Source organism: Pseudomonas medicaginis, assembly GCF_965119365.1.
Classification (GTDB): Bacteria; Pseudomonadota; Gammaproteobacteria; order Pseudomonadales; family Pseudomonadaceae; genus Aquipseudomonas.
The window spans coordinates 1,486,609-1,510,500 of sequence record NZ_OZ221631.1 but is presented as its reverse complement, the minus strand read 5'-3'; the positions used below and the strand labels follow the sequence as shown (position 1 = coordinate 1,510,500).

Annotated in this window: 23 protein-coding genes; 9 read left to right on the top strand and 14 right to left on the bottom strand. The window is 62.4% G+C overall.

The genetic code is table 11. The features are described 5' to 3' along the window. Window positions 1–89: 89 nt before the first annotated feature. On the bottom strand, window positions 90–299 hold the full coding sequence (locus ACMTA2_RS06565; RefSeq protein ID WP_003198198.1) for a cold shock domain-containing protein: 210 nt from the start codon (window positions 297–299) through the stop codon (window positions 90–92). A gap of 236 nt (window positions 300–535) precedes the next feature. On the opposite strand from ACMTA2_RS06565, the gene plsB reads away from it, so the two are divergent. The 4 genes from plsB (at window position 536) to ACMTA2_RS06545 (ending at window position 4,807) form a co-directional block, all read left to right on the top strand. Beyond that, complete coding sequence (plsB, locus tag ACMTA2_RS06560) at window positions 536–3,034, top strand: glycerol-3-phosphate 1-O-acyltransferase PlsB (protein WP_413794196.1); 2,499 nt, start codon at window positions 536–538, stop codon at window positions 3,032–3,034. Window positions 3,035–3,223: 189 nt separating this feature from the next. Then, the gene (locus tag ACMTA2_RS06555) at window positions 3,224–3,595 is read left to right on the top strand and encodes a hypothetical protein (protein WP_413794195.1); all 372 of its coding nucleotides are present in this window, start codon (window positions 3,224–3,226) and stop codon (window positions 3,593–3,595) included. 93 nt (window positions 3,596–3,688) lie between these two features. Then, complete coding sequence (locus ACMTA2_RS06550; protein ID WP_413794194.1) at window positions 3,689–4,084, top strand: YbaY family lipoprotein; 396 nt, start codon at window positions 3,689–3,691, stop codon at window positions 4,082–4,084. A gap of 33 nt (window positions 4,085–4,117) precedes the next feature. Further along, entirely contained in the window at window positions 4,118–4,807 is a 690-nt protein-coding gene (locus tag ACMTA2_RS06545; RefSeq protein WP_413794193.1) for a DUF4197 domain-containing protein, read from the top strand. A gap of 171 nt (window positions 4,808–4,978) precedes the next feature. On the opposite strand, the gene ACMTA2_RS06540 is transcribed toward ACMTA2_RS06545, so the two are convergent. Continuing rightward, window positions 4,979–8,044: an efflux RND transporter permease subunit gene (locus ACMTA2_RS06540; RefSeq protein WP_413794192.1), complete on the bottom strand. Its 3,066-nt coding sequence runs from the start codon at window positions 8,042–8,044 to the stop codon at window positions 4,979–4,981. 6 nt (window positions 8,045–8,050) lie between these two features. Beyond that, on the bottom strand, window positions 8,051–9,151 hold the full coding sequence (locus tag ACMTA2_RS06535) for an efflux RND transporter periplasmic adaptor subunit (protein WP_413794191.1): 1,101 nt from the start codon (window positions 9,149–9,151) through the stop codon (window positions 8,051–8,053). Window positions 9,152–9,245: 94 nt separating this feature from the next. Here ACMTA2_RS06535 and ACMTA2_RS06530 point away from each other — a divergent pair, with 94 nt between their 5' ends. Next, window positions 9,246–9,881, top strand: coding sequence for a TetR/AcrR family transcriptional regulator (locus ACMTA2_RS06530; RefSeq protein ID WP_413794190.1), 636 nt, complete (start codon window positions 9,246–9,248; stop codon window positions 9,879–9,881). Between the two features lie 123 nt (window positions 9,882–10,004). Here the strand turns inward: ACMTA2_RS06530 and ACMTA2_RS06525 are convergent, their stop codons facing one another. After that, window positions 10,005–10,787 (bottom strand): class I SAM-dependent methyltransferase, encoded by a 783-nt coding sequence (locus ACMTA2_RS06525; protein ID WP_413794189.1) that lies wholly within the window; start codon window positions 10,785–10,787, stop codon window positions 10,005–10,007. A 108-nt stretch (window positions 10,788–10,895) separates the two neighbouring features. Between ACMTA2_RS06525 and ACMTA2_RS06520 the strand changes: the two genes are divergently transcribed. Beyond that, the gene (locus ACMTA2_RS06520) at window positions 10,896–11,516 is read left to right on the top strand and encodes an energy transducer TonB (protein WP_413794188.1); all 621 of its coding nucleotides are present in this window, start codon (window positions 10,896–10,898) and stop codon (window positions 11,514–11,516) included. A gap of 7 nt (window positions 11,517–11,523) precedes the next feature. Here ACMTA2_RS06520 and ACMTA2_RS06515 read toward each other — a convergent pair whose 3' ends face one another. From ACMTA2_RS06515 to ppc, 7 genes are all read right to left on the bottom strand, one after another. Beyond that, a complete protein-coding gene (locus tag ACMTA2_RS06515) occupies window positions 11,524–12,222 on the bottom strand; it encodes an extensin-like domain-containing protein (protein WP_413794187.1) in 699 nt (232 codons plus the stop codon). A gap of 16 nt (window positions 12,223–12,238) precedes the next feature. After that, entirely contained in the window at window positions 12,239–13,060 is an 822-nt protein-coding gene (locus ACMTA2_RS06510; RefSeq protein ID WP_413794186.1) for an isocitrate lyase/PEP mutase family protein, read from the bottom strand. 33 nt (window positions 13,061–13,093) lie between these two features. After that, window positions 13,094–13,954, bottom strand: a complete 861-nt coding sequence (locus ACMTA2_RS06505) for a DUF72 domain-containing protein (protein ID WP_413794185.1) — start codon at window positions 13,952–13,954, stop codon at window positions 13,094–13,096. After that, window positions 13,954–14,262, bottom strand: a complete 309-nt coding sequence (locus ACMTA2_RS06500) for a hypothetical protein (RefSeq protein WP_413794184.1) — start codon at window positions 14,260–14,262, stop codon at window positions 13,954–13,956. Before ACMTA2_RS06500 ends, ACMTA2_RS06505 begins: the two co-directional genes overlap by 1 nt. A 367-nt stretch (window positions 14,263–14,629) precedes the next feature. Next, on the bottom strand, window positions 14,630–15,307 hold the full coding sequence (gene tsaB, locus ACMTA2_RS06495; protein WP_413794183.1) for a tRNA (adenosine(37)-N6)-threonylcarbamoyltransferase complex dimerization subunit type 1 TsaB: 678 nt from the start codon (window positions 15,305–15,307) through the stop codon (window positions 14,630–14,632). 94 nt (window positions 15,308–15,401) lie between these two features. Continuing rightward, the gene (adk, locus tag ACMTA2_RS06490) at window positions 15,402–16,049 is read right to left on the bottom strand and encodes an adenylate kinase (protein ID WP_413794182.1); all 648 of its coding nucleotides are present in this window, start codon (window positions 16,047–16,049) and stop codon (window positions 15,402–15,404) included. Between the two features lie 291 nt (window positions 16,050–16,340). Then, complete coding sequence (ppc, locus tag ACMTA2_RS06485) at window positions 16,341–18,971, bottom strand: phosphoenolpyruvate carboxylase (RefSeq protein ID WP_413794181.1); 2,631 nt, start codon at window positions 18,969–18,971, stop codon at window positions 16,341–16,343. A 179-nt stretch (window positions 18,972–19,150) separates the two neighbouring features. Here ppc and ACMTA2_RS06480 point away from each other — a divergent pair, with 179 nt between their 5' ends. The 3 genes from ACMTA2_RS06480 (at window position 19,151) to lptF (ending at window position 21,033) form a co-directional block, all read left to right on the top strand. Beyond that, a complete protein-coding gene (locus ACMTA2_RS06480; protein WP_003198166.1) occupies window positions 19,151–19,495 on the top strand; it encodes a hypothetical protein in 345 nt (114 codons plus the stop codon). Between the two features lie 284 nt (window positions 19,496–19,779). Beyond that, window positions 19,780–20,193 (top strand): DUF4398 domain-containing protein, encoded by a 414-nt coding sequence (locus ACMTA2_RS06475; protein ID WP_109753680.1) that lies wholly within the window; start codon window positions 19,780–19,782, stop codon window positions 20,191–20,193. A gap of 51 nt (window positions 20,194–20,244) precedes the next feature. Then, entirely contained in the window at window positions 20,245–21,033 is a 789-nt protein-coding gene (gene lptF / locus ACMTA2_RS06470; protein ID WP_413795602.1) for a lipotoxin F family OmpA-related lipoprotein LptF, read from the top strand. Between the two features lie 186 nt (window positions 21,034–21,219). Here the strand turns inward: lptF and ACMTA2_RS06465 are convergent, their stop codons facing one another. The 3 genes from ACMTA2_RS06465 to ACMTA2_RS06455 form a co-directional block, all read right to left on the bottom strand. Continuing rightward, complete coding sequence (locus tag ACMTA2_RS06465; RefSeq protein WP_413794180.1) at window positions 21,220–21,549, bottom strand: PA3694 family proteiin; 330 nt, start codon at window positions 21,547–21,549, stop codon at window positions 21,220–21,222. Then, window positions 21,546–22,451 (bottom strand): alpha/beta hydrolase, encoded by a 906-nt coding sequence (locus tag ACMTA2_RS06460; protein ID WP_413794179.1) that lies wholly within the window; start codon window positions 22,449–22,451, stop codon window positions 21,546–21,548. Before ACMTA2_RS06460 ends, ACMTA2_RS06465 begins: the two co-directional genes overlap by 4 nt. 147 nt (window positions 22,452–22,598) lie before the next feature. Further along, a complete protein-coding gene (locus ACMTA2_RS06455; protein WP_063322801.1) occupies window positions 22,599–23,876 on the bottom strand; it encodes a flavohemoglobin expression-modulating QEGLA motif protein in 1,278 nt (425 codons plus the stop codon). Between the last annotated feature and the right edge of the window lie 16 nt (window positions 23,877–23,892).

Genomic DNA, 23,892 nt, shown 5'->3' with positions numbered 1-23,892 from the left:
AGATCAGCCAGAGTTAGAAGTGACTGACACACCGCTATCGCGAGCAAGCTCGCTCCCACAATGTTTTTTGTGTACGCAGTGAATGCGGGTTACAACCCCACCACATCCTCAGCCTGCAAACCCTTCTGCCCTTCCACGACCGCGTACTCGACCTGCTGGCCTTCGGTCAGTGAACGGTGGCCTTCACCACGGATGGCTCGGTAATGCACGAACACGTCCGCGCCGCCTTCACGCTGGATGAAGCCGTACCCCTTGGCGTCGTTGAACCACTTCACACTGCCGGTTTCCCGTGCTGCCATGATGCTCACTCCCGATTTTATTTTTTGAGTCGGCTTTTCGAAGGAAAGCCGTACGAACGTTAGCCACCGTCCGGCCCTCCATGAGGGAGGCCGTGGCGGATACTGGCCGAGTATATGACACCCGAGAAAACTCTCAACTGACTTTACTTCGGCGCTTTTTTGCCGATTTTCGATGAATCCGGCACACTAGCGGGCCCGAGCAGCCGCTCGGTTTTATCCACTCATGCAGAAGCCGTATGACCCGCTCCCCGTTCCGCCGTCTTGTGTTTGGCACCCTGCGCCGACTGTTGTACCTCTGGGTTCGCTCCGAGACCATCAACCAGTCGTCCTTCACCCTCAACCTCGACCGCAGCCGTCCGGTGTTCTACGTCCTGCAAGATCCATCGCTCACCGACCTGGCGGTGCTCGACACCGAATGCACCAAGGCCGGCCTGCCCCGTCCGGTGCTGCCGGTCTCGGTGGGCAACCTGCTGGAACCGGCGGCGTTTTTCTACCTGACGCCCGCCCCGGACTGGATCGGGCGCCAGGACAAGCGCGGCGCCCCGCCTACCCTGACGCGGCTGGTCAACACCCTGACCCACAATGCCGCCGAAGACGCCCAGATCATCCCGGTCAGCGTATTCTGGGGACAGTCGCCCGACAGCGAATCCAGCCCCTGGAAGCTGTTGTTCGCCGACAGCTGGGCCGTCACCGGGCGCCTGCGTCGCCTGTTGAGCATCATGATCCTGGGGCGCAAGACCCGCGTGCAATTCTCCGCGCCGATTCATCTGCGCGAGCTGATCGAACACGACAAGGGCCACGAACGCACAGTGCGCATGGCCCAGCGGATCCTGCGGGTGCACTTCCGCAATTTGAAAGCAGCGGTCATCGGCCCCGACATCTCCCACCGGCGCAACCTGGTCAAGGGCCTGGTGAACCAGCCACTGGTCAAGCAGGCGATTGCCGAGGAAGCCGAGCGGGAAAAGATCTCCCCGGAAAAAGCCAAGGCCCAGGCCCTGCGCTACGGCAACGAGATCGCCTCGGACTACACCTACACCGCGATCCGGTTCCTGGAAGTGGTGCTGAGCTGGTTCTGGAACAAGATCTATGACGGCATCAAGGTCAACCACATCGAAGGCGTCCAGAAGATCGCCCCAGGCCACGAAGTCATTTATGTGCCGTGCCATCGCAGCCACATCGACTACCTGTTGCTGTCGTACCTGCTCTTTCGCAACGGCCTGACACCACCGCACATCGCTGCTGGCATCAACCTCAACATGCCGGTGATTGGCGGCCTGTTGCGCCGTGGCGGGGCGTTCTTCATGCGCCGCACCTTCAAGGGCAACCCGCTCTACACCGCGGTGTTCAACGAATACCTGCACACGCTGTTCACCAAAGGCTTTCCGGTTGAGTACTTCGTCGAGGGCGGGCGCTCGCGCACCGGGCGCATGCTGCAACCCAAGACCGGTATGCTCGCCATCACCCTGCGCAGCTTCCTGCGCTCGTCGCGCATGCCCATCGTGTTCGTGCCGGTCTACATCGGTTATGAGCGCGTACTGGAAGGCCGCACCTACCTGGGCGAACTGCGGGGGGCCAGCAAGAAGAAAGAATCGATCTTCGACATCTTCAAGGTCATCGGCGCCCTCAAGCAGCGCTTCGGCCAAGTGGCGGTGAACTTCGGCGAACCGATCAAGCTGGCGGAATTTCTCGACGGCGAACAACCGGATTGGCGCCAACAGGAACTGGGCCCGCAATTCAAACCGGCCTGGCTCAATGCGACCACCCACCGCCTCGGCGAGCGTGTGGCCCGGCACCTGAACGAAGCCGCGGCCATCAACCCGGTCAACCTCGTCGCCCTGGCGCTGCTCTCCACCAGTCGCCTGGCCCTGGACGACCGCGCCATGGCTCGCGTGCTCGACCTGTACCTGGCGTTGTTGCGCAAGGTCCCGTACTCGCCCCACACCACCCTGCCCGAAGGCGATGGCCGAGCGCTGATCGAGCACGTAAAAGGCATGGACCTGCTGTCGGAACAGAACGATGCCCTGGGCAAGATCCTGTACCTGGACGAGCAGAACGCGGTGCTGATGACTTACTACCGCAACAACGTGCTGCACATCTTCGCCCTGCCGGCGTTGCTGGCGAGCTTCTTCCAGAGCAGCTCGCGCATGAGCCGCGAGCAGATCCTGCGCTACACCCATGCGTTGTACCCGTACCTGCAATCGGAGTTGTTCATTCGCTGGTCGCTGGAAGACCTGGACGGCGTGGTCGACCAGTGGCTCGACGCGTTCGTCGAACAGGGCCTGCTACGTTTCGAAAACGACCTGTACCTGCGTCCGGCGCCGAGTTCACGGCACTTCGTGCTGCTGACCCTGCTGTCCAAGAGCATCGCCCAGACCTTGCAGCGCTTCTACATGACCGTCTCGCTGCTGCTCAACAGCGGCCAGAACACCATCAGCGCCGAAGAGCTGGAAGACCTCTGCACCGTCATGGCCCAGCGTCTGTCGATCCTGCATGGCCTCAATGCGCCGGAATTCTTCGACAAGAGCCTGTTCCGCCATTTCATCCAGACGATGCTGGACCTCGATGTCCTGCGCCGCGACGAGGCCGGCAAGCTCAGCTACCACGAACTGCTGGGCGAACTGGCCGAAGGCGCGGCCAAGCGGGTGCTGCCGGCGGAAATTCGCCTGTCGATCCGCCAGGTGGCGCTGCATCGCAGTGAAGACGCGGCGGAGGTCGCCGTCAGCCCCGACCTGTGATATTTGCCGATGCACTCACCGTGAACAGGGAAGGGTTCCGATGAGCGCATCGGTGAATCGCCAGGCGTACTCCGACGCTGCGCAGCGGCCAAGGCGACATCAAACGAAGAAAAGACCTACAGAGAACTTTGGTGCAGGCCTCTAGGATGGGGCCCACGTCAATGTCGACGTATTGAAAAGGAATTCAACATGAACATCGTCACCCTCACCCTGCATCTGCCCAAAGGCTATCAACTCCCGGAAGCCGCCCGCGCCGAAGTCAGTGTTCGAAATGCAGCCGGCGTGCAGATCAGCGCCAGTGGCGGCCAGGGCTCCAACGTGGCGCCAAGGGAGCCCCTCCAGCAGCCTTGGCAGTATCGCTTCCAGATCGACCCCGAAATGACGTCCGTAGGCGAGCTGCTCTCGGTCAAGGCCCAGGCGTACCGAGGCGACACCGCTGTTTTTCTTGATACCGAACAGGCCTTCACCTGGGATGGCGGCGATCAACACGTTGACATCCCCCTGAGCCTGGCGCCAGCATCGCTGGCAGAAACTGTTCAAGCGCCCGCGCTCGACGCCTGAGCCGCGACGTTACGTCGGGACGCTTGGACGCAAATCCGCTAAAAATGCTCATTGACGCCCGTGTGGCTGGCGTCAATGAGCCAGGTGCTTCCCATGAAAAAACTCGCCCTGCTTGCATCCATGGCCTTACTGGCCGCTTGCCAATCGACAACACCCCCCTCCGCATCCCTCGATGGCGAAGTCTTCTACCTGCAACGCATTGCCCTGCCGCCCAACGCGACCTTGCGCGTGAGCCTGCAAGACGTTTCCCTGGCCGACGCCCCGGCGGTGGTGCTTGACGAACACAGCGGCCCGGTCAAAGGCCAGGTCCCGCTGCCGTTCCACCTCAGTTATGATCCAGCACAGGTCAAGCCCGGCCATCGTTATGCCGTGAGCGCCCGCATCGAAGTGGACGGCCAGTTGATGTTCATCACCACCGAACAACACGCCGTGCAACTCGATGGCAAGGATCCGCAGCCGTTGAAGATCCGCGTCAACGCCGCTCGCTGATTCTGTTTTCCACTTTTCTTCAAGGACGCCATCATGTTCCGCTCTACCCTCCGTTTCACCAGCCTGTGCGCGGGCCTGTTGATCTGCGCCAATGCCGTGGCCCTGTCCCTGGGCGACCTGTCGCAACAAGATGCCACGGGCGGTCTCAAGGACGCCTTGACCCAAGGCGCGCAGGTGGCGGTCAAGCAACTGGGCACACCCGGCGGCTTCAGCAACAACCCGGACGTGAAGATCGAACTGCCAGGCAAGCTGGGCAAGGTCGCCAGCAAGATGAAAGCCTTCGGCATGGGTGAGCAGGTCGAACAACTGGAAACCAGCATGAACCAGGCCGCCGAAGCTGCCGTGGTCCAGGCCCAGCCGATCCTGGTCAATGCCGTGAAGAACATGAGCGTGAGCGATGCCAAGGGCATCTTGAGCGGCGGCAACGACTCGGCCACGCAGTACCTGAACAAGAGCAGCCGCGAGCAGATCCGCGCCAAGTTCCTGCCCATCGTCAAGCAAGCCACCGACAAGGTCGGCCTAGCCCAGAAATACAATGCCTTCGCCGGACAGGCCGCCACCTTCGGCGTGCTGGACGCCAAGAGCGCCAACATCGAAAACTACGTGACCGAACAGGCGCTGGACGGGTTGTTCGAGATGATCGGCAAGCAGGAAGCCACCATTCGCCAGAACCCGGCAGCCGCGGCGACCAGTTTGGCGAAGAAGGTGTTCGGCACCCTTTAACTCAGCGCAAAGCACCCTGTGGCGAGGGGATTTATCCCCGCTGGGCTGCGAAGCAGTCCTAAAGCAGCGAACTCAATCTTCCTGACACACCGAGTTGTCTGGTTTGGGGGCTGCTGCGCAGCCCAGCGGGGATAAATCCCCTCGCCACAGGTTCGGTGTACTCCCTATTGATCAGGTTTTCTTGACCCGGAACCAAGCCGCGTACAACGCCGGCAAAAACAACAGCGTCAACGCCGTGGCCACGATCAAGCCACCCATGATCGCCACGGCCATCGGCCCGAAGAACAGGCTACGCGACAGCGGGATCATCGCCAGCACCGCAGCCAGTGCAGTGAGCACGATCGGGCGGAAGCGCCGCACCGTGGCTTCGATGATTGCCTGCCAGGGCGCCAGCCCGGCCTTGATGTCCTGTTCGATCTGGTCCACCAGGATCACCGAATTGCGCATGATCATCCCCGACAGAGCGATCGTCCCGAGCATGGCGACGAAACCGAACGGCTGGCGGAACACCAGCAGGAACAACGTGACGCCGATCAACCCCAGGGGCGCGGTGAGGAACACCATGGCCGTGCGGGAGAAACTGCGCAATTGCAGCATCAGCAACGTCAGCACCACAACGATGAACAATGGCACACCGGCGTTCACCGATTTCTGGCCGCGGGCCGAATCCTCCACCGTACCGCCCACTTCCAACAAGTAACCGTCCGGCAGTTCGGCGCGAATCGGGTCCAGGGTAGGAAAAATCTGCTGCACCAGGGTCGCGGGTTGTTCCTTGCCGTAGATATCGGCCCGTACGGTCACGCTCGGCAGGCGGTTGCGGTGCCAGATCACCCCCTCTTCGAAGCCGTATTCCAGGGTCGCGATCTGCGACAAGGCAACGCTCTTGCCGTTGTCGGTCGGCACCGCCAGGCTCGGCAGCAACGACAGCTCGGTGCGCTCATGAACGGTGCCGCGCAGCAGGATTTCGATCAGTTCGTTGTCTTCCCGGTACTGGCTGACGCTGGAGCCGGTGAGGGAACTGCGCAGGAAACTCGCCAGGTCGGTGGTGCTGACGCCCAAGGCCCGGGCGCGGTCCTGATCGACGTTCAAGTACACCACTTTGCTGGGTTCTTCCCAGTCCAAATGCACATTGACCACGTAGGGATTTTCGCGAACCTTCGTCGCCACTTTCCGCGCCAGGGCCCGGACTTCTTCGATGTGTTCACCCGTGACGCGGAACTGCACCGGATAGCCGACCGGAGGACCGTTTTCCAGGCGCGTGACCCGCGAGCGCAGGGTCGGGAATTGTTCGTTCAGGGTCGTGATCAACCAACTGCGCAAAGGCTCGCGGTCTTCGATGGTCTTGGCCAGCACCACGAACTGGGCAAAGCTGGAGGCCGGCAGTTGTTGGTCGAGTGGCAGGTAGAAGCGCGGTGAACCGGTGCCCACATAGGCCACGTAGTTGTCGATGCCGGCATGGTCCTTGAGCAGCGCTTCCAGGCGCTTGACCTGCTCGGCGGTATTACTCAGGGAGGCGCCTTCCTGCAGCTTCAAGTCGACCATCAGCTCCAGCCGCCCCGATGCCGGAAAAAACTGCTGCGGCACGAAACGGAACAACACCACCGAGCCCACGAACAACAGTACGGTCAGCAGGATGACGGTTTTGCGGCGACGCACGCACCACTCCACCATTCGCCGGACACGCTGATAGAACGGCGTGCCGTAAGGGTCGGTCTCACCGTCAGTCGTGCCATGTTTGGCTGCATGAATTTTCGCCAGGTCCGGCAGGAGCTTTTCCCCCAGGTAGGGCACGAACACCACAGCGGCCACCCAGGATGCCAGCAACGCCAGGGTCACGACCTGGAAAATCGAACGGGTGTATTCGCCGGTGCCCGATTGCGCGGTGGCGATCGGCAGGAAGCCCGCCGCCGTGATCAACGTACCGGTGAGCATCGGGAATGCGGTGCTGGTCCAGGCAAAGCTGGCGGCCCTGATCCGGTCGAAACCCTGCTCCATCTTGATCGCCATCATTTCCACCGCAATGATCGCGTCGTCCACCAGCAGCCCCAGGGCCAATACCAGCGCGCCGAGGGAAATCTTGTGCAGGCCGATTCCCAGGTAATACATCGCGGCGAACGTCATCGCCAGCACCAGCGGGATCGCCAGGGCCACCACCATCCCGGTGCGCAGCCCGAGGGAGAAGAAGCTCACCAGCAACACGATCGTCAGCGCTTCCACCAACACCTGGACGAACTCCCCCACCCCGGTCTTCACCGCCGCCGGCTGGTCCGACACCTTGCGCAATTGCATGCCGGCCGGCAGGGTGTTCTGGAGACGGGCGAAGTCGACCTCAAGGGCCTTGCCCAGGATCAGGATGTCCCCGCCTTCCTTCATTGCCACGGCCAGGCCGATGGCGTCCTCGCCCATGAAGCGCATGCGTGGTGCCGGCGGGTCGTTGAAACCGCGGCGCACGTCCGCCAGGTCGCTGATACGGAACGTACGATCACCGACCCGGATCGGGAAGTTGCGGATCTCTTCCACGCTCTGGAAATTCCCCGAAACCCGTAGCTGCAATCGCTCGCTGCCGGTTTCGAAGAAGCCTGCGGTGGAGACCGTGTTCTGCTCTTCAAGGGCCTGCTGGACCGCCGCCAGGGGCAGGCCGAGGGTCGCCAGCTTCACGTTCGACAACTCGATCCAGATCTTCTCGTCCTGCAAGCCGAGCAGTTCGACCTTGCCCACGTCCTTGACCCGCTGGAGCTGGAGCTGGATGCGATCGGCGTAGTCCTTGAGCACGGCGTAGTCGAAACCGTCGCCGGTCAACGCGTAGATATTGCCGAAGGTGGTGCCGAATTCGTCGTTGAAAAACGGCCCCTGGATACCCGGCGGCAAGGTGTGGCGGATATCGCCGATTTTCTTGCGCAACTGGTACCACAGTTCGGGAATCTGCGCCGAATGCAGGGAGTCCCGGGCCATGAAGGTCACCTGGGATTCCCCCGGCCGGGAGAACGAGACGATCCTCTCGTAGTCACCGGTTTCCATCAGCTTCTTTTCGATGCGCTCAGTGACTTGGCGCGAAACTTCCTCGGCCGTGGCGCCCGGCCAGTTGGTGCGGATCACCATGGCCTTGAAGGTGAACGGTGGGTCTTCGCTTTGGCCAAGCTTGGTGTAGGAAAGTGCGCCAACGATGGCTAGCAACAGCATCAGGAACAGGACGATCTGGCGGTTACGCAGCGCCCATTCGGAAAGATTGAAACCCATCCTGGATTACTCCTTGGCCGTCAGGTTGACCACGCGGTTGGAGCGATCCACTGGCCGCACCTGCTGGCCGTCGAGGAGCACATGCACGCCGGCCGCCACCACCCAGTCATCGGGGCTGAGGCCTTCCAGCACCGGCACGGTCTTTTCGCCGAAGGCGCCGACCCGCACCGGGACTTTTTTCAAGGTATTGTCGGCGTTGACCACCCAGACGTACGTCGCACCGTTTTCAGCCGTCAGGGCCGACAAGGGCACCGACAGCGCCACCTTGTCGGCGGTCTGGATAAACACCCGCGCGCTTTGGCCCAGCTCGGCCGGAACGCTGCCAGCCGTGAAGGCTACGCGAGCGGCAAAGGTGCGGGACTTGGGGTCGGCGGCGGGCGACAGTTCGCGAATATGCCCGCTGAAACGCTGGTCGGGCTGGCTCCACAGTTCGACCGACACCGCCTGGCCGATCTTGAACCGACCGAACCCCTGCTCCGGCAGGCTGATCAACACCTCACGTTCACCGTCCGTGGCCAGGGTGAAGACCGTTTGCCCGGCCGAGACCACCTGCCCGACTTCCACCGAACGCCGGGCCACCACGCCATCCTGGGGCGCACGCAGCACCGAATAGCTGGCCTGGTTGTTGGCGACATCGAACTCGGCCTTGATCTGCTTGAGTCGCGCGGCGCCGGAGCGATAGAGGTTTTCGGCGTTGTCGTACTGGGAGCGGCTGACCATCTGCCGCTCCATCAAGGTTTTGTAGCGGTCACGCTCGGCGCGAACCAGGTTCAGGTTGGCCTCGGCGGCGGCGACCTGGGCACGGGTCGCTTCCAGTTGCAGGCGCACGTCCTCGGGATCGAGCTCGGCCAGAGGTTGATTGGCCTTGACCCGCTGCCCCTCTTCTACCAGTCGTCGGCTCACCTTGCCGCCAATGCGAAAGGCCAGCTCAGGCTCGAAACGGGCCCGTACCTCGCCGGGGTAACTGTCCGTCGCCTGGGCCGACGGCTCGGGCTTGACCACCATGGCGGGACGCACGGCGGCGGGCACCGGCTCGTCATGACCGCACGCAGACAATAAAAAAGCCAGGGCAACTGGCAGGGCGAGGGGCAGGGCATAGCGGAACATGGCGAGTGACCTTTCGCTAATGGTGCTTGGAATAATTATACTGACGAGTATGTTATTAATAGCAAACTCACCAGTCCAGTATTAAAGCGAAGAAATGTCGAACAATCCCTCACTCCCCAGCGGCCCTGGTCGTCCCAAGGACCTGGCCAAGCGCCAGGCCATCCTCGATGCGGCTAAACGCTTGTTCGTGAGCATGGGTTATGCCAATACCAGCATGGATGCCGTCGCCACCGAAGCGGGAGTTTCGAAGCTGACGGTCTACAGCCATTTCAACGACAAGGAGACGCTGTTCTCCGCCGCCGTGATGGCCAAATGTGAAGAGCAGGTGCCGCCGCTCTTCTACGAATGGCCTGACGGCGTTCCGATCGAACACGTGCTGCTGAACATTGCCCGCGGGTTCAACCATCTGATCAACAGCGATGAGTCGTTGAACCTGCATCGGCTGATCATGGCACTGGGCAGCCAGGACCCGAAACTGTCGACGATTTTCTACGAAGCGGGCCCACAGCGAATGCTCTCGGGCATGGAGCGGCTGCTGACCAAGGTCAATCAGAGCGGTGCCCTGCGCATCGACAAACCGCGCAATGCCGCCGAGCACTTCTTCTGCCTGATCAAGGGTGCGACGAATTTCCGCTTGCTGACTGGCTGCGGCGCGGTCCCGGAACCGGAAGCTGCCGAGGCTCATGTGCAGGAAGTGGTGGGGTTGTTCATGCGGGCGTATCGGCCTTAGCTCGACCGGTAGCCTTTCGCTGACTGGCAAGGCCTGCATCGCGAGCAAGCTCGCTCCCACAGGGTTTGATGAACACAGATCCAATGTGGGAGCGAGCTTGCTCGCGATGCAGGCGACACCGTCTCAGGGCTTGAGGGCTTTCTTGGGATAGATATCGTACCGGCTGGATTTGCCATCGAGCCCATGGCTCGGCTTCGGCCCTTCGATACAGGGGGCCTTGCGCGGGCGCTTGACCACCACCCGGTGCGTCGCCAGGGCCAGGGCCGCGGCGAGCAGCGCGGGGGCGTCCGGGTCATCGCCCACCAGGGGCCTGAACAGGCGCATTTCCTTCTTCACCAGGGCGGTTTTCTCCCGATGGGGAAACATCGGGTCCAGGTAGATCACCTGGGGCGGTTCGCCTTCCCAGTTGCGCATCACCTCGATGGAGTTGCCCTTGAGCAAACGCATGCGCGCCACGATCGGCGCCACGTCGAAATCCTCCGCCGCGCGGGCCAGGCCATCCTCCAGCAGAGCCCCAATCAGCGGTTGACGCTCGATCAAGCTCATCTCGCAGCCCAGGCTGGCCAACACAAACGCATCCTTGCCCAACCCGGCCGTGGCATCGAGCACCCGCGGACGCACACCTTGGGCAATGCCGACCGCCTTGGCGATCATCTGGCCGCTGCCGCCACCGTACAAACGCCGATGGGCGGCACCGCCTTCGACGAAGTCCACCCGCACCGGCCCTGGTGCGTCCGGGCCCAACTGCTGCAATTGCAACCCGTGCTCACCGACCTGCAAGGCAAACTCGCCATCGTTCACTTGCAAAGGCAGGCCAAGCCGCTCGGCCCAGTGCTCGGCCTGCGGTTGGAAGGCCGGTGACAGGGCCTCGACATGGATGCGGCAGACCGCGGGTTGCTCGCTCATGGAAGTTGTTCATTCATGGAAACATGCTCAAAAAATTAAGGATCGGCAAAAACGGCCGATAACAACGGTGAACGGCATTTTGCCAGAGCTGAGCGTCGACCGAGAAAAATGTCAGACATTCAATCCACATCGATAGGCGTTATCTCCCCTTACGGCGATTACAGCCTGCGTAACACCCAAGCGCTGAGCGGCGTCAGTCACCTGTGGCAGGATTTTTTTGCCCGGGCCCTGGCCGATCAACTGGGTGATAACGCACCGGCGCCTGGCAGCTACCAGCCAGCGCCCCTCGATGAAGCGGTTGAGCCGACCCTCGGCGCTGAGTTGCTGGAACACATCGTCAGCCAGCGCACCTGCGAAGTGACCGAAACCCCGGTCAAGCCGCCCGAGCCGCTGTTCCTGCCCATCGCCGAATTCGAACTCGATCTGCTGGACAAGCCGTTCCCACCGTTCCCAGCGGAAGAAATCGCCGCCCAGCAAAAACAGCAGACCTTCGAAAGCAACTGGGTTCGCCCACTCGTCCTCACCGCCGGCCAACCGCTGCCGGAACCCGGCCCGGCACCGCAACCGCGCCCCTTGCACCTGCCGATTGCCGAGTTCGAACTCGACCTGCTGGACAAGCCATTCCCGCCCTTCCCGGAAGAGGAATTGGTGGCGCAACAGAAACAACTGGACTTCGACACCCGCTGGGCACGTCCGATCGTGCTGCAGAACCTGCGCATCGCCGCCTGACGCTCAATCAGCGACAGATCCACCACGGCCCCACGTCCAGGTGAAAATGGTTGCGGTGCGCCGCGTTGTAATCCGGACTCAAGACCACACTGAACATATCGCAGGCGCCGTCCCGGGCCTGACGCAGAAAGCGCGCATCGGCAGTGTCCTTGGGCCAGTCCCTGAGCACGCTGATCGTGCGCCCGTCGGCCAGGCGAAACCCGGCGATGTCCAGGGCGCTGGCGGTGGCATGCTGGCTGCGTGCGCCGCTCTCACGCCCGTACATGTTGCGGCAGGCGAAACTGCCCAGGTGATCGACCCGCGTCACTCTCTGCCCATAGGCCGCCACTGCCGCCGGCTGCAACGCATGGCGCTCGAACAGCGCGAACGCCACCGCCAGCGGGCAACTGGCGAGGAAACTGCTGCTCAGCGCCACCTCACCGCCCTGCACCCTCAACACGTTGGTCAAGGGGCAAGTCGTATTGGCGCCGCTGTCGGCCTGGCGAGCGGTGCGCAGGCCCGAGGTGGCAAGGGCCTGGTCACATAGCTGCGGATCGTTGCGCAGGGCCATGAGCTTGAAGCGAGTCAGCAGGTTGGGCGCGAGATTGACGTCCAAAGGTGCCCAGGGATTCCATTGAGGCGGCAGCACCACCCAGCCACGCCATACCCCCAGCACGGCAACGCCGACGAGCAGGGCCACGACCACAAGAGCTTTCAAAAACCGCACGACGTTGCCTCGGGCATCAACCCTTGAATAATTGGTTGGCCTGCTTGAACGGCATCGAGCGGCGCGTGAAGGTGAACGTACCCTGCGCCTGGATTTCCTCGGCGGCGCGGAAGAACTCGCCATACGCGGCCAGGGCCAACGCCGATCCGACGCTGATGCGCTTGACGCCCAACTCGCTCAACTGCGCGACCGTCAGCTCCAATGCCCCGGACATCAACACGTTCACCGGTTTCGGCGCCACGGCCTGCACCACCGCGAGCACGTGCTCGGCGCTGCTCAGCCCCGGTGCGTACAACACGTCGGCCCCTGCATCGGCGAAGGCCTTCAAGCGGCGAATGGTGTCGTCCAGGTCCGGATTGCCGTGCAGGAAGTTTTCCGCCCGGGCCGTCAGCAGGAAGGGGTACGGCAAGCTGCGCACGGCCTCGGCAGCGGCCTTGACCCGTGCCACGGCATGGTCGAAACAATAGATCGGGCTGTCTTCGCGCCCCGTGGCATCCTCGATCGAACCCCCGACAGCGCCGGCCTGCGCCGCCCGGAGCAGATTGCGCGCGCAGTCCTGGGGGGCATCGGCAAAACCGTTCTCCAGGTCGACGGCCACCGGCAGGTCAGTGGCCGCCACAATCGCCCGTACGTTGGCCAACGTGTCCTCCAGGCCCAGCGCGCCATCGGGTCGGCCCAAGGAAAAGGCGTGACCGGCACTGGTGGTCGCCAAGGCTTCAAAGCCAAGGCTGGCCAGCATTTTGGCCGAACCGGCATCCCAAGGGTTGGGAATGACAAAAGCCCCTTCGCGTTCGTGCAAGGCCTTGAACGCCTGGGCTCGACGGATTTGCGCATCCATGTGGTTCGCTCCTGAGCAGAGAGGGAGTAGGCCTCAGAGCAAACCCAGTTGCTCGGCGGCGGGCTCTCTGTATAGCGCAGGCAGGGCTGGCAAGCCAGGCAATCGATTCATCAAGCGCTCGTGAAAGCGTTGCGCGAGCCTGGCCGCCAGCCGGTTGTCGGCGGTGTGCAGGAAGATATAGGGCGTACGCCCTTCTTCGATCCACCCGGCGATTTTCTCCACCCAAGGCGTCAGGAACGGCTCGTTGGCTTCCAGCACGGGATGGCCGATGAAGCGCACTTGCGGGCATTGGGTGAACGCCGCGGGCCGGGGCGGCACGCGGGGCTTTTTCGACTGTGCATGAAGCACGGCAGGATCCTGGGAAGTGCAACTGAACAAGGCCCGGGGATCGAGGCAGATGCGTTCGACACCACGATCGAGCAACAGGCGATTGAGCCGCCGTTCGGCGTCGCCCTTGGCAAAGAACTCATCGTGCCGGACCTCCACGGCCAAGGGGCGCTGCAAGGCGTCGATGAACCCTGCCAGTTCCGCTAATCGATTCGGGGTGAAGGCCTTGGACAGTTGCAGCCAATACGGCGCAACGCGCTCGCCCAAGGGGCTGAGCAGTTGCAGGAAGGTTTCACTGGCCGTCAGGCGCTCGCGCAAATCGCCATTGTGGCTGATGTCCCCGGGAAACTTGGCGGTGAAGCGAAAGTGCTCGGGCATGATCTCGGCCCAGCGCTGGACCGTGGCCGCTGACGGGCTGGCGTAGAAGGTCGTATTGCCTTCCACGGCATTGAACACTTGGGAATAGAGATCGAGGAAGTCGGTGCTTTTCGCGTCCTGGGGGTAGAGGTAGTCGCGCCAGGCGTTTTCGCTCCAGGACGGACAACCCAGGTAGTAAGGCAAGGCCATCAGATGTAGAGATCGAGTCCCAGCACTTCCATATCCCAATCGACGAAACCGGCGGTGCTCAGGTAGCTCGCCAGGGCCGTGGCGACACTGCGGCTCATCGCGCGGTGATAAAGCATGTCTTGCTGACGGGCGGGGAGATTGCTCAAGCGTTGCGCGGAGGCTTTGGCGGCGCGGGCGGCCAGCTGCTCCTCGGACGGAAATTCCAGGTCGCCATCGATGTCATCGAAGTTTTCCGGCTCAGTGGCTTTACCCGCACGAGGCCGACGCTTGATGGGGTAGGACTGGGATGAAACGCCGTCTATACGCATAACAGAATGCTCGGTATCAATGATGGCAATTTAGCGGCACTTTCGCAGCCGCGCAAATGCGCAAGTGATAACTAGAGCACAGAAAGTCGAAAAGGTTTAAAAACGGGCTGAAAAAGTGACGACTGGCAATATCGGCTGTGACTTTTGAGGGAGGAAATGACTTTGGATGGGAGGGGTTCCGGACGTGCATGAAACAGTCCCAATGTTAGGGAATGCTTTTTGTGGCGAGGGGATTTATCCCCGCTGGGGTGCGAAGCGCCCCCCGACGGTGTTGGGCCACGCACTTATTTAGCGAGTGCTGCGCACTCGAACGGGGATAAATCCCCTCGCCACAACGGTGCTCGCTTGAATACCCGTCGCTGTCGAATTAGCGCTCGGACTTGGGGGTTGCAACCTTGTCTCGCAGGTACACCGGCTGCGCATCATCGGCTGGAATGGCTTCGCCACGCTCCCAGGCGAAGCGGGCCAGGGCCAGCAGGTCTTCGGCGTGAGGCAGCAAGGTGGCGTCCTGGCCGGTCAGGCTGACGCCGATGCGCTCGCCGTAGCCCCAACCGGTACCGGCACCGAACCAGTCACCGTCGGCCCCGCTCGGCAACGCCGCCGCTTCGGGCGGCAATACCGCTTCAGCACCGACCAGGCGCATCTCGCCGTCTGTTTCGCGGTAGCAGCCCCAATACACCTCGTCCATGCGCGCATCGATGGCCGCGGCGACCTGGCGAGCGCCCTGCTCGCGCAAGGCGCGTTGGGCCAGCACCGCCAGGTTCGACACCGGCAACACCGGCCGCTCCAGGGCAAACGCCAACCCTTGCACCACGCCGATGGCGATGCGCACGCCGGTAAAGGCTCCCGGCCCGCGACCAAAGGCAATCGCGTCCACTGCCTGCAAGGTCGTCCCGGCATCGCTCAGCAGTTTCTGGATCATCGGCAACAGTTTCTGCGCATGCAGGCGCGGGATCACCTCGTAATGGCTCGTGACCTTGCCGTCGTGCAGCAAGGCAACGGAGCAAGCTTCAGTCGCGGTGTCCAGGGCCAGCAAGGTGCTCATCGATGTGTCCGTAAATCAGGTGGGGAAAAAGTGCGCCAGTATAAACAACTACGGCCCGCAAGCGGGCCGTAGTTGTCGTAACTGATCAGACTTTTCAGCTCAAGGCTGCAAGCACCTTGGCCGTGATGGCTTCAACCGAGCCGACGCCTTCGATGTGGCTGTATTTCGGCTTGCCATTGGCAGCCGACAGTTTCTGGTAGAAATCCACCAGCGGCTTGGTCTGGGAATGGTAGACCGACAGGCGATGACGCACGGTTTCCTCGGTGTCGTCCTTGCGTTGCACCAGGTCTTCACCCGTCACGTCATCCTTGCCTTCGGTTTTCGGCGGATTGTAGACAGTGTGGTAAACGCGACCGGAAGGCTCATGAACGCGTCGGCCGGCAATGCGCTGGACGATTTCCTCGTCTTCAACGGCAATTTCAACCACCGCATCCAACTCGACACCCGCGGTCACCAGGGCTTCAGCCTGGGGAATGGTGCGCGGGAAGCCATCGAACAGGAACCCATTGGCGCAGTCGGGTTGAGCGATACGATCCTGGACCAGGGCGATGATCAGGTCATCCGACACCAGGCCGCCGGCATCCATGATGCTCTTGGCTTGAACGCCCAGTGGAGTGCCCGCCTTGACCGCGGCACGCAGCATGTCGCCAGTGGAGATTTGCGGGATACCGAATTTCTCGGTGATGAACTTTGCCTGAGTACCTTTACCGGCCCCGGGAGCTCCCAGCAGAATGACGCGCATCGATGTGCTCCTCAATTTTTTTATGTAAAACGCTCGGATTCGCCTCGTGGGGCCAATCTTCGAAAAACAGGATCGTGACCGCCCAAACGGCCAAAGGCTGATCAAGATACACAGCAGGCCCGACCCACACAAGCCGCCGAAAGTCGGAGGAACCCGCGCCCGATACGACCTTCGGAGGGGGTGGCGAGCGGCGCAACCGGGCAACAAACTGTCGCCTGGCCGACCTGCGCCCGCCCTCACCGGACAACGCCCGGGAACACCGGGCGAGCCGTTTCGCTGCGCGGCCTGATCTTAGCCGGTATTACGCAAACCGGCGGCAATCCCCGCCACAGACACCAGCAACGCCTGTTCCACGGGGCTGCCCTGTGCCACATCCTGCTGTCGCGAGCGCGCCAACAGTTCGGCCTGCAGCAAGTGCAACGGGTCAAGGTAAGTGTTGCGCAGGCGGATGAATTCCAGCGTGGCTGGGCTATGTGCCAGTAGCTGCGACTGACCGGTCAAGCCAAGCACTACCGAGCAGGCCTGCGACAATAGGTCGCGTAAATGCGCACCCAAAGGCAGCAGCCCGGGTTCCACCAGACGCTCGTCATAAGAGCGCGCGATATCGGCGTCGGCCTTGGCCAGCACCATCTCCAGCATATCGATGCGGGTCCGGAAGAACGGCCATTGCTCGCGCATCTGCCCCAGCAGTTCCCCTTCGCCACGCTCCAAGGCCTTGCCCAGCGCGGTTTCCCAGCCGAGCCAGGCCGGCAGCATCAGGCGGGTCTGGGTCCAGCCGAAGATCCACGGAATCGCCCGCAGGCTTTCGATACCGCCGGCCCGACGCTTGGCCGGACGGCTGCCCAGGGGCAGGCGCCCCAGTTCCTGCTCGGGGGTGGACTGGCGGAAGTACTCGACAAATTGCGGGTTTTCCCGCACCACGGCGCGGTAGGCGCGGACGCCATCGGCCGCCAGTTCGTCCATCAAGCCCCGCCATTGAGGCGTGGGCGGCGGCGGAGGCAGCAGCGTCGCTTCAAGCACCGCGGCGAGGTACAGATTGAGGTTCTGTTCGGCGATGTCCGGCAGGCCGAATTTGAAACGAATCATTTCGCCTTGTTCTGTGGTGCGGAAACGCCCGGCCACCGAACCGGGTGGCTGGGACAGGATCGCCGCGTGGGCCGGACCGCCCCCCCGGCCCACGGTGCCGCCGCGACCGTGGAACAGCAGCAGTTCGACTTGCTGCTCGCGGCAGATGTCCACGAGGCGTTCCTGGGCCCGATACTGGGCCCAGGCCGCCGCCGTGGTCCCGGCATCCTTGGCCGAGTCGGAATAGCCGATCATCACTTCCTGGGGGCCTTGCAGCCGTGAGCGATAGCCAGGCAGCAGCAACAGTCGCTCAATCACCGGCCCGGCGTTGTCCAGGTCGGCCAGGGTCTCGAACAGCGGCACCACCCGCATCGGCCGCAACACGCCAGCGTCCTTCAGTAGCAGTTGCACGGCGAGGACATCGGAAGCCGCGCCGGCCATGGAGATCACGTAGGACCCCAGGGACGCCGCCGGCGCCGCGGCCACCTCCCGGCACGTGGCCAACACTTCCGCCGTGTCGGCCGAGGGCTTGAAATGGGCCGGCAGCAGCGGACGCCGATTGTTCAGTTCCTCCAGCAAGAAGCTGATGCGCTGCTCCTCGTTCCAATCCTCATAACGACCCAGGCCCAGGTAGTCGGTGATTTCCGTCATGGCGGCGGTATGGCGCGTCGAGTCCTGGCGCACATCGAGGCGCACCAGGAACAGGCCGAAGGTCACCGCCCGGCGCAGGCAATCGAGCAACGGCCCGTCGGCAATCACGCCCATGCCGCATTCGTGCAACGAGTGGTAGCACAGCTCCAGGGGGTCCAGCAGCTCGCGGTTGTGCTGTAACACGTCGGCGCTGGGCGGCGTGGCGGCACTCAAGGAGGCGTGGGCCCAGTTGCGGGTGGCGCGCAGGCGTTCGCGCAGTTGCTTGAGCACGGCGCGATACGGTTCGGCGCTGTCGCCGGCCTGGGCACGCAAGGCCTCGCTGGCGTGTTGCATCGACAGTTCGGCCGCCAGCTGATCGACGTCGCGCAGGTACAGGTCCGCCGCCATCCACCGCGCCAGCAACAGCACCTCGCGGGTCACGGCGGCGGTGACGTTCGGGTTGCCGTCACGGTCGCCGCCCATCCACGAGGCAAAGCGGATCGGCGCGGCCTCCAGGGGCAGACGCAACCCGGTGGCAGCGTGCAAGGCCTGGTCGGCCTTGCGCAGGTAATTGGGAATGGCCTGCCACAGTGAGTGCTCGATCACCGCGAACCCCCACTTGGCCTCGTCCACCGGGGTCGGCCGGGTGCGGCGGATTTCTTCGGTGTGCCAGGCTTCGGCGATCAAGCGTTGCAGGCGCTCGTGGATCTGCGCACGCTCGGCGCTGGTCAGGTCGCGGTGATCCTGGGCCGCCAGTTGCGCGGCGATGGCGTCGTATTTCTGGATCAGCGTACGGCGAGCCACTTCGGTGGGGTGAGCCGTGAGGACCAGTTCGATTTCCAGCCGGCCCAACTGCCGCGCCAGGGCCTCGGCGCCATGGCCTTCGGCCCGCAACCGGGCGAGCAACTCGGGCAGCACCCGGGCCTCGAAAGGCGCCGGTTGCGATTCTTCACGGCGGTGGATGAGCTGGTACTGCTCGGCGATGTTGGCAAGGTTGAGAAACTGGTTGAACGCACGCGCCACCGGCAGCAACTCACCCTCGCTCAGTTGATTGAGGCTGGCACTGAGCTCGGCATCCACGGACCCGCGCCGGTCAGCCTTCGCCCCCTTGCGGATCTGCTCGATCTTGTCGAGAAACGTGTCCCCGTACTGTTCGCGGATGGTATTGCCCAGCAGTTCGCCGAGCAGGTGGACATCCTCGCGCAAGCGGGCATCGATATCGGTCATCAGCATTTCTCCAGCAAAAAAGTCCGGACAGCTCTTGATGAGAGAGTGCCGATGCACGCCGCTTATGACAAGCGACGAAGGGACTTTAAACCTTGCCCAACAAAGCTAGTCTCATGAGTAAGCCACACCACGGCTTGTCACTCACCGCACCTGCCACGAGCAGGTTGATTGAGGTCATCATGAAAATTCGTGAGCTTGCCCAGCATTGGGAAGAAAACGCCAAGGGCCGCCTGACACAGACCGGCTACACGATCCATCTGGACGTGGAGGCCGCCGCACGCCTGGCAGCGATCTGCGACATGTACCCCAAGCGCCAGCCCGAGGAGCTGCTGGGCGAGTTGATCGGGGCGGCGCTGGAAGAGCTGGAAGCAAGCTTTCCCTACATCAAGGGTTCTCAAGTCGTCGCCACCGATGAAGAAGGTGATCCGCTGTACGAAGACGTAGGCCCGACCCCGCGATTCCTCGCCTTGTCCCGTCGGCACCTGCACGAACTGTCCTCGCAGAACGACAAATCCAAACACTGACGCCTTACTTTCCAGGTTGCGATGTTCCAGCGCCGGGCCTCTTCACCGGCGCCGGGAATACCGCTGCACGCCTTGAAAGTTCAGCTTTTCTACAACTGACCGATCAGTCAGCAATTCTTTTGGCGAATGGCCAGCTTCGCTGAACTTTTGAAAAACGCCTCGGGTCACACCGAGTAACCATACTGGAACGGTCGTTTAATTAAACGCGCCTTGGCGCCAGCGCCAAACCAGACGTCACGGCTTCGGTACCAGCATGGATTAGTCGTTTTTTCAGGAGTTTTCCAATGGAGTTGAAGCCTATGAATACCTGCACTGCCAAACCCTCATCCACTGGCCTGCGCGGCTTGAAGTTGGCTGCCCTGGCGATCGGTAGCAGCTTCATTCTCGCCGGTTGCGCCGGTAATCCACCTTCGGAGCAGTACGCGGTGACCCAATCGGCGGTCAACAGCGCGGTCAGCGCCGGCGGTACCGAATTCGCCGCGGTGGAAATGAAATCGGCCCAGGACAAGCTCAAGCAGGCTGAAATCGCCATGCATGACAAGAACTACGCAGAGGCCAAGCGACTGGCCGAGCAAGCCGAGTGGGATGCCCGCGTCGCCGAGCGCAAGGCCCAGGCCGCCAAGGCCGAACAAGCACTCAAGGATTCTCAGAAAGGGGTTCAGGAACTGCGTCAGGAAGGCATGAACAAGGTCCAGTAAACCGTTCACGCAACGACGTACTTCTCATTGATAAAAGGACGACAGACTATGATGCACAAACACTTGATGATGCCCGCCCTGCTCGCTGCCTGCGTAGCCCTGGCCGCTTGCTCCCACGATCCGAACGCGAACCTGGAACAGGCGCGGACCAACTACAACGGCTTGCAGGCCGACCCGGCGGCGACTAAAGTGGCGGCCTTGGAAACCAAGGACGCGGCGGACTTCCTGGCCAAGGCTGACAAGGCTTACCTGGACAAGGAAGACGAAGCCAAGGTCGACCAACTGGCTTACCTGACCAACCAGCGCGTCGAAGTGGCCAAGCAGACCATCGCCCTGCGCAAAGCCGAAGCGGAACTGAAAAACGCCGGCGACGAACGCGCCCGTGCCCTGCTCGACGCGCGCAACGCACAGATCAAGCAGTTGCAGGACAGCCTGAACGCCAAGCAGACCGAACGCGGTACGCTGGTGACCTTCGGCGACGTGCTGTTCGCCACCAACAAGTCCGACCTGCGCGCCAGCGGCATGACGAATGTGAGCAAACTGGCGCAGTTCCTCCAGGAAAACCCGGACCGCAAGGTGATCGTCGAAGGCTATACCGACAGCACCGGTTCGGATTCCTACAACCAATCCCTGTCCGAGCGCCGCGCCAGCTCCGTGCGCACTGCCCTGGTGAAAATGGGCGTCGACCCGGCTCGCATCGTGACCCAGGGCTATGGCAAGGAATTCCCGGTGGCCGACAACACCAGCGTCTCGGGCCGCGCCATGAACCGTCGCGTGGAAGTGACCATCTCCAACGACAACCAGCCAGTAGCGCCGCGCTCGACCATGAGCGCCAACTGATCGGCTGAGTGCAATCAAAAAGCCCCGCCTGACTTCAATCAGGCGGGGCTTTTTCATGGCCGAAGAGGTTTGGCTGTACACAATCCCTGTGGGAGCGAGCTTGCTCGCGATGGCGAAGTGTCAGGCACTATTTATGCTGCTGAACCACCGCTATCGCGAGCAAGCTCGCTCCCACAGGGGTCTCGCTTATGGCTGCAATTTTTGCGGCGTTTCCTGGCCCATGCAGCGCACCGCGCGTTTCTTCTCGTTGATCAACACACCGCTCAGGCCTTTTTGCTCGGTGTCGAACAACACCAGCACACCATCGATGCACTGGGCGACCTGGGGAGCCGGTTCCAGGGACACCTTGTAGTCTTCGCCCGGCACGGTCTTGAGCATGGTGAATTGGTTGAGCAGCAACGCGTCCTCGGGCTTGGCGAAGTGCAGGTAGCCGTAGTACCAAAGCGCCGCAACGGTGCCGAGGATGCTGCAGATACCGGTGATGATCAGGGGGATGGCGTTACGTTCTTCGCTCATTGCGGGTTCTCTGGTGATTCAGCGGGTAATTTCGGGTAGTTCGGGACCTCGCCCAGACGGCGCAGGCCATCAAAATGCAGTGGGTCGTCGAGGTAGCGCAGCATCACGGTGCGCCAGGTCGGATCGGCGAAGGTCTGCACATGACCGCCGCGCGTCAGTTGCAGGACCCGAGGCGGCGGCGCAGCTTGATACAAGCGGATGCCGTTGGAAAGGGGCACGATCGGGTCGTCCAGGCTGTGGTAGATCAATTTCGGCACGCCATTCAATTGCGCCACGGAACTGATCGCGCTGTCACCGTCCGGCACCAGCCAGGACAACGGCACCTGGAATGGCCAGGTCAGCCAGGATGTACTCAAGGCAAAACGGCCGACGTCGCGGTAACTGGCGGGCACGCCATCGAGCACCAGGGCCTTGAGCTGCCGTTGCCGCTGGGGATGTTCGACCAGGTAATGCACCGCCAGCGCGCCACCCAGGCTCTGGCCGAGCAACACCAGCGGCTTGCCTTGGACGTCAGGCGACTGGTCGAGCCATTGGAACGCAGCGTCGATGTCCTGGTAAATCGCCGGCAGGCTCGGCTCGCCTTCGGACACCCCGTAACCCCGGTAATCGACCATCAGCACCTGATAACCCTGCTCCGGCAACCACCAGCTCCCGCCCAGGTGCCAAGCCAGGTTGCCGCCGTTGCCGTGCAGATGCAGGACCGTGCCCTTGACCTCCACGCCTGGTTTGACGGGCAACCACCAGCCACGGAGCTTGAGGCCGTCAGCGGTGACCAGGGTCACGTCACGGTATTCGAGCTTGGCTCGCTCCGGGGTGAACGGCAGGCCCCGCTCGGGGTAGAACAGCAGCGAGCTGCAGCCACTCAGGACCAACAATAGGCAAATGATGCCGAGGGTTCGCATCCGGTGAAACCTCGCAAGATCAGGGTTGAACCATAACCCCCTTGTGGGAGCGAGCTTGCTCGCGATGGCGGCGGTTCAGTCACAGCTGTGTTGACTGTCCTGACGCTATCGCGAGCAAGCTCGCTCCCACAGGGGTAGGTGTTGTGTTCAAAGAATATTGGAATAATCCGCTTCGATCCGATCCAGGCTCAGGTGGTTCAGGAAGTTGGAAAAACACATCCAGGCCGACAAGGCGTTCATGTCGCGAAATTGCTCCGGCAGGTATTTGGGCGGTACCACCAGGCCCTCGTCCACCAACTGGCGCAACGTGCGCATGTCCTCCAGGGTGGTCTTGCCGCAGAACAGCAGCGGCACCTGTTCCAGCTTGCCTTTGCGCACGGCCAACTGAATGTAGTTGTAAACCATGATGAAGCCCTTGAGGTAGGACAAGTCTTTGGTGAATGGCAGCCCGGTCGGCACCGAGCCACGGAACACCCGACTGGCGTTGCCGTAGCTTTCGGCCATTTCAAAACCCTGCTCGCGGAAAAACTCGAATATCTGCAGGAAATCGGCCCCCTCCTCCACCATGTGAATGGCGCGGGTGCGGTTGGTCAGTTTGCGCAGGCGGCTCGGGTAGGAGGCGAAGGTGATGATTTCCATCAGGATCGCCAGGCCTTCCTGGGTGACCGTGGATGACGGCGGTCCCTTGGACAGGAAGGTGCAGATCGGCTGGTTCAAGCCATTGAGCGTGGTGCCGACGTGCACCAGCCCTTCATGGACCTCCAGCGCCCGCACGTCCCGTTCGTTGAACATCGCGTCGGTGCGGATCTTGATGTAGTCCGCGCCCGCCGCCGCGTCGGCGACGATGCCATCGGACTCGAACACCCGGATGGTTTCCTCGGCTTCGCCGAACACCCGGTTGAGGCGATGTTGCAACAGGCTGACGGCTTCCTTGGCGCTGAGGACTTTCGGCTCGTCCTTGAGGTCGCCACGGCCGTCGATATTGTTCAGGTAATCGGAGAGCATCAGGCCCAGGTCGGCCAGGGTCGGGTCGCCGGCGTGGAAGGCATCGGAGGCGGCGCCATAGAGCTCCTGGGAGATCAGCCCGAAATCCTCGGTGCCACGCGCTTCGAGCATGCGCACCACCATGCGGTATTCCTTGCACATGCGGCGCATGATCTGGCCGACCGGGTTGAACTGCCCCAGTTGGCGGGTGATGTCGCGCTCGATGTTCTGGAACTCCAGCTTCACCTTGCTGGAGTCGAAGGACAGCGGCCGGTTGAGGTAATAGTCGCGATCCACCGCAGGCATTTCCTTGCCCTTGGCCTTGAGAAACCCCTTGCGGATGTTCTCGTCCCACTTCACCGCATCGAGGATGCGGATCGGCGTTTGCGCCAGCACAATGCGATCGGACAAGGTGCGTATCGTCTGCTGGTAATCGTCCACCCGGAACTCCTGTGAA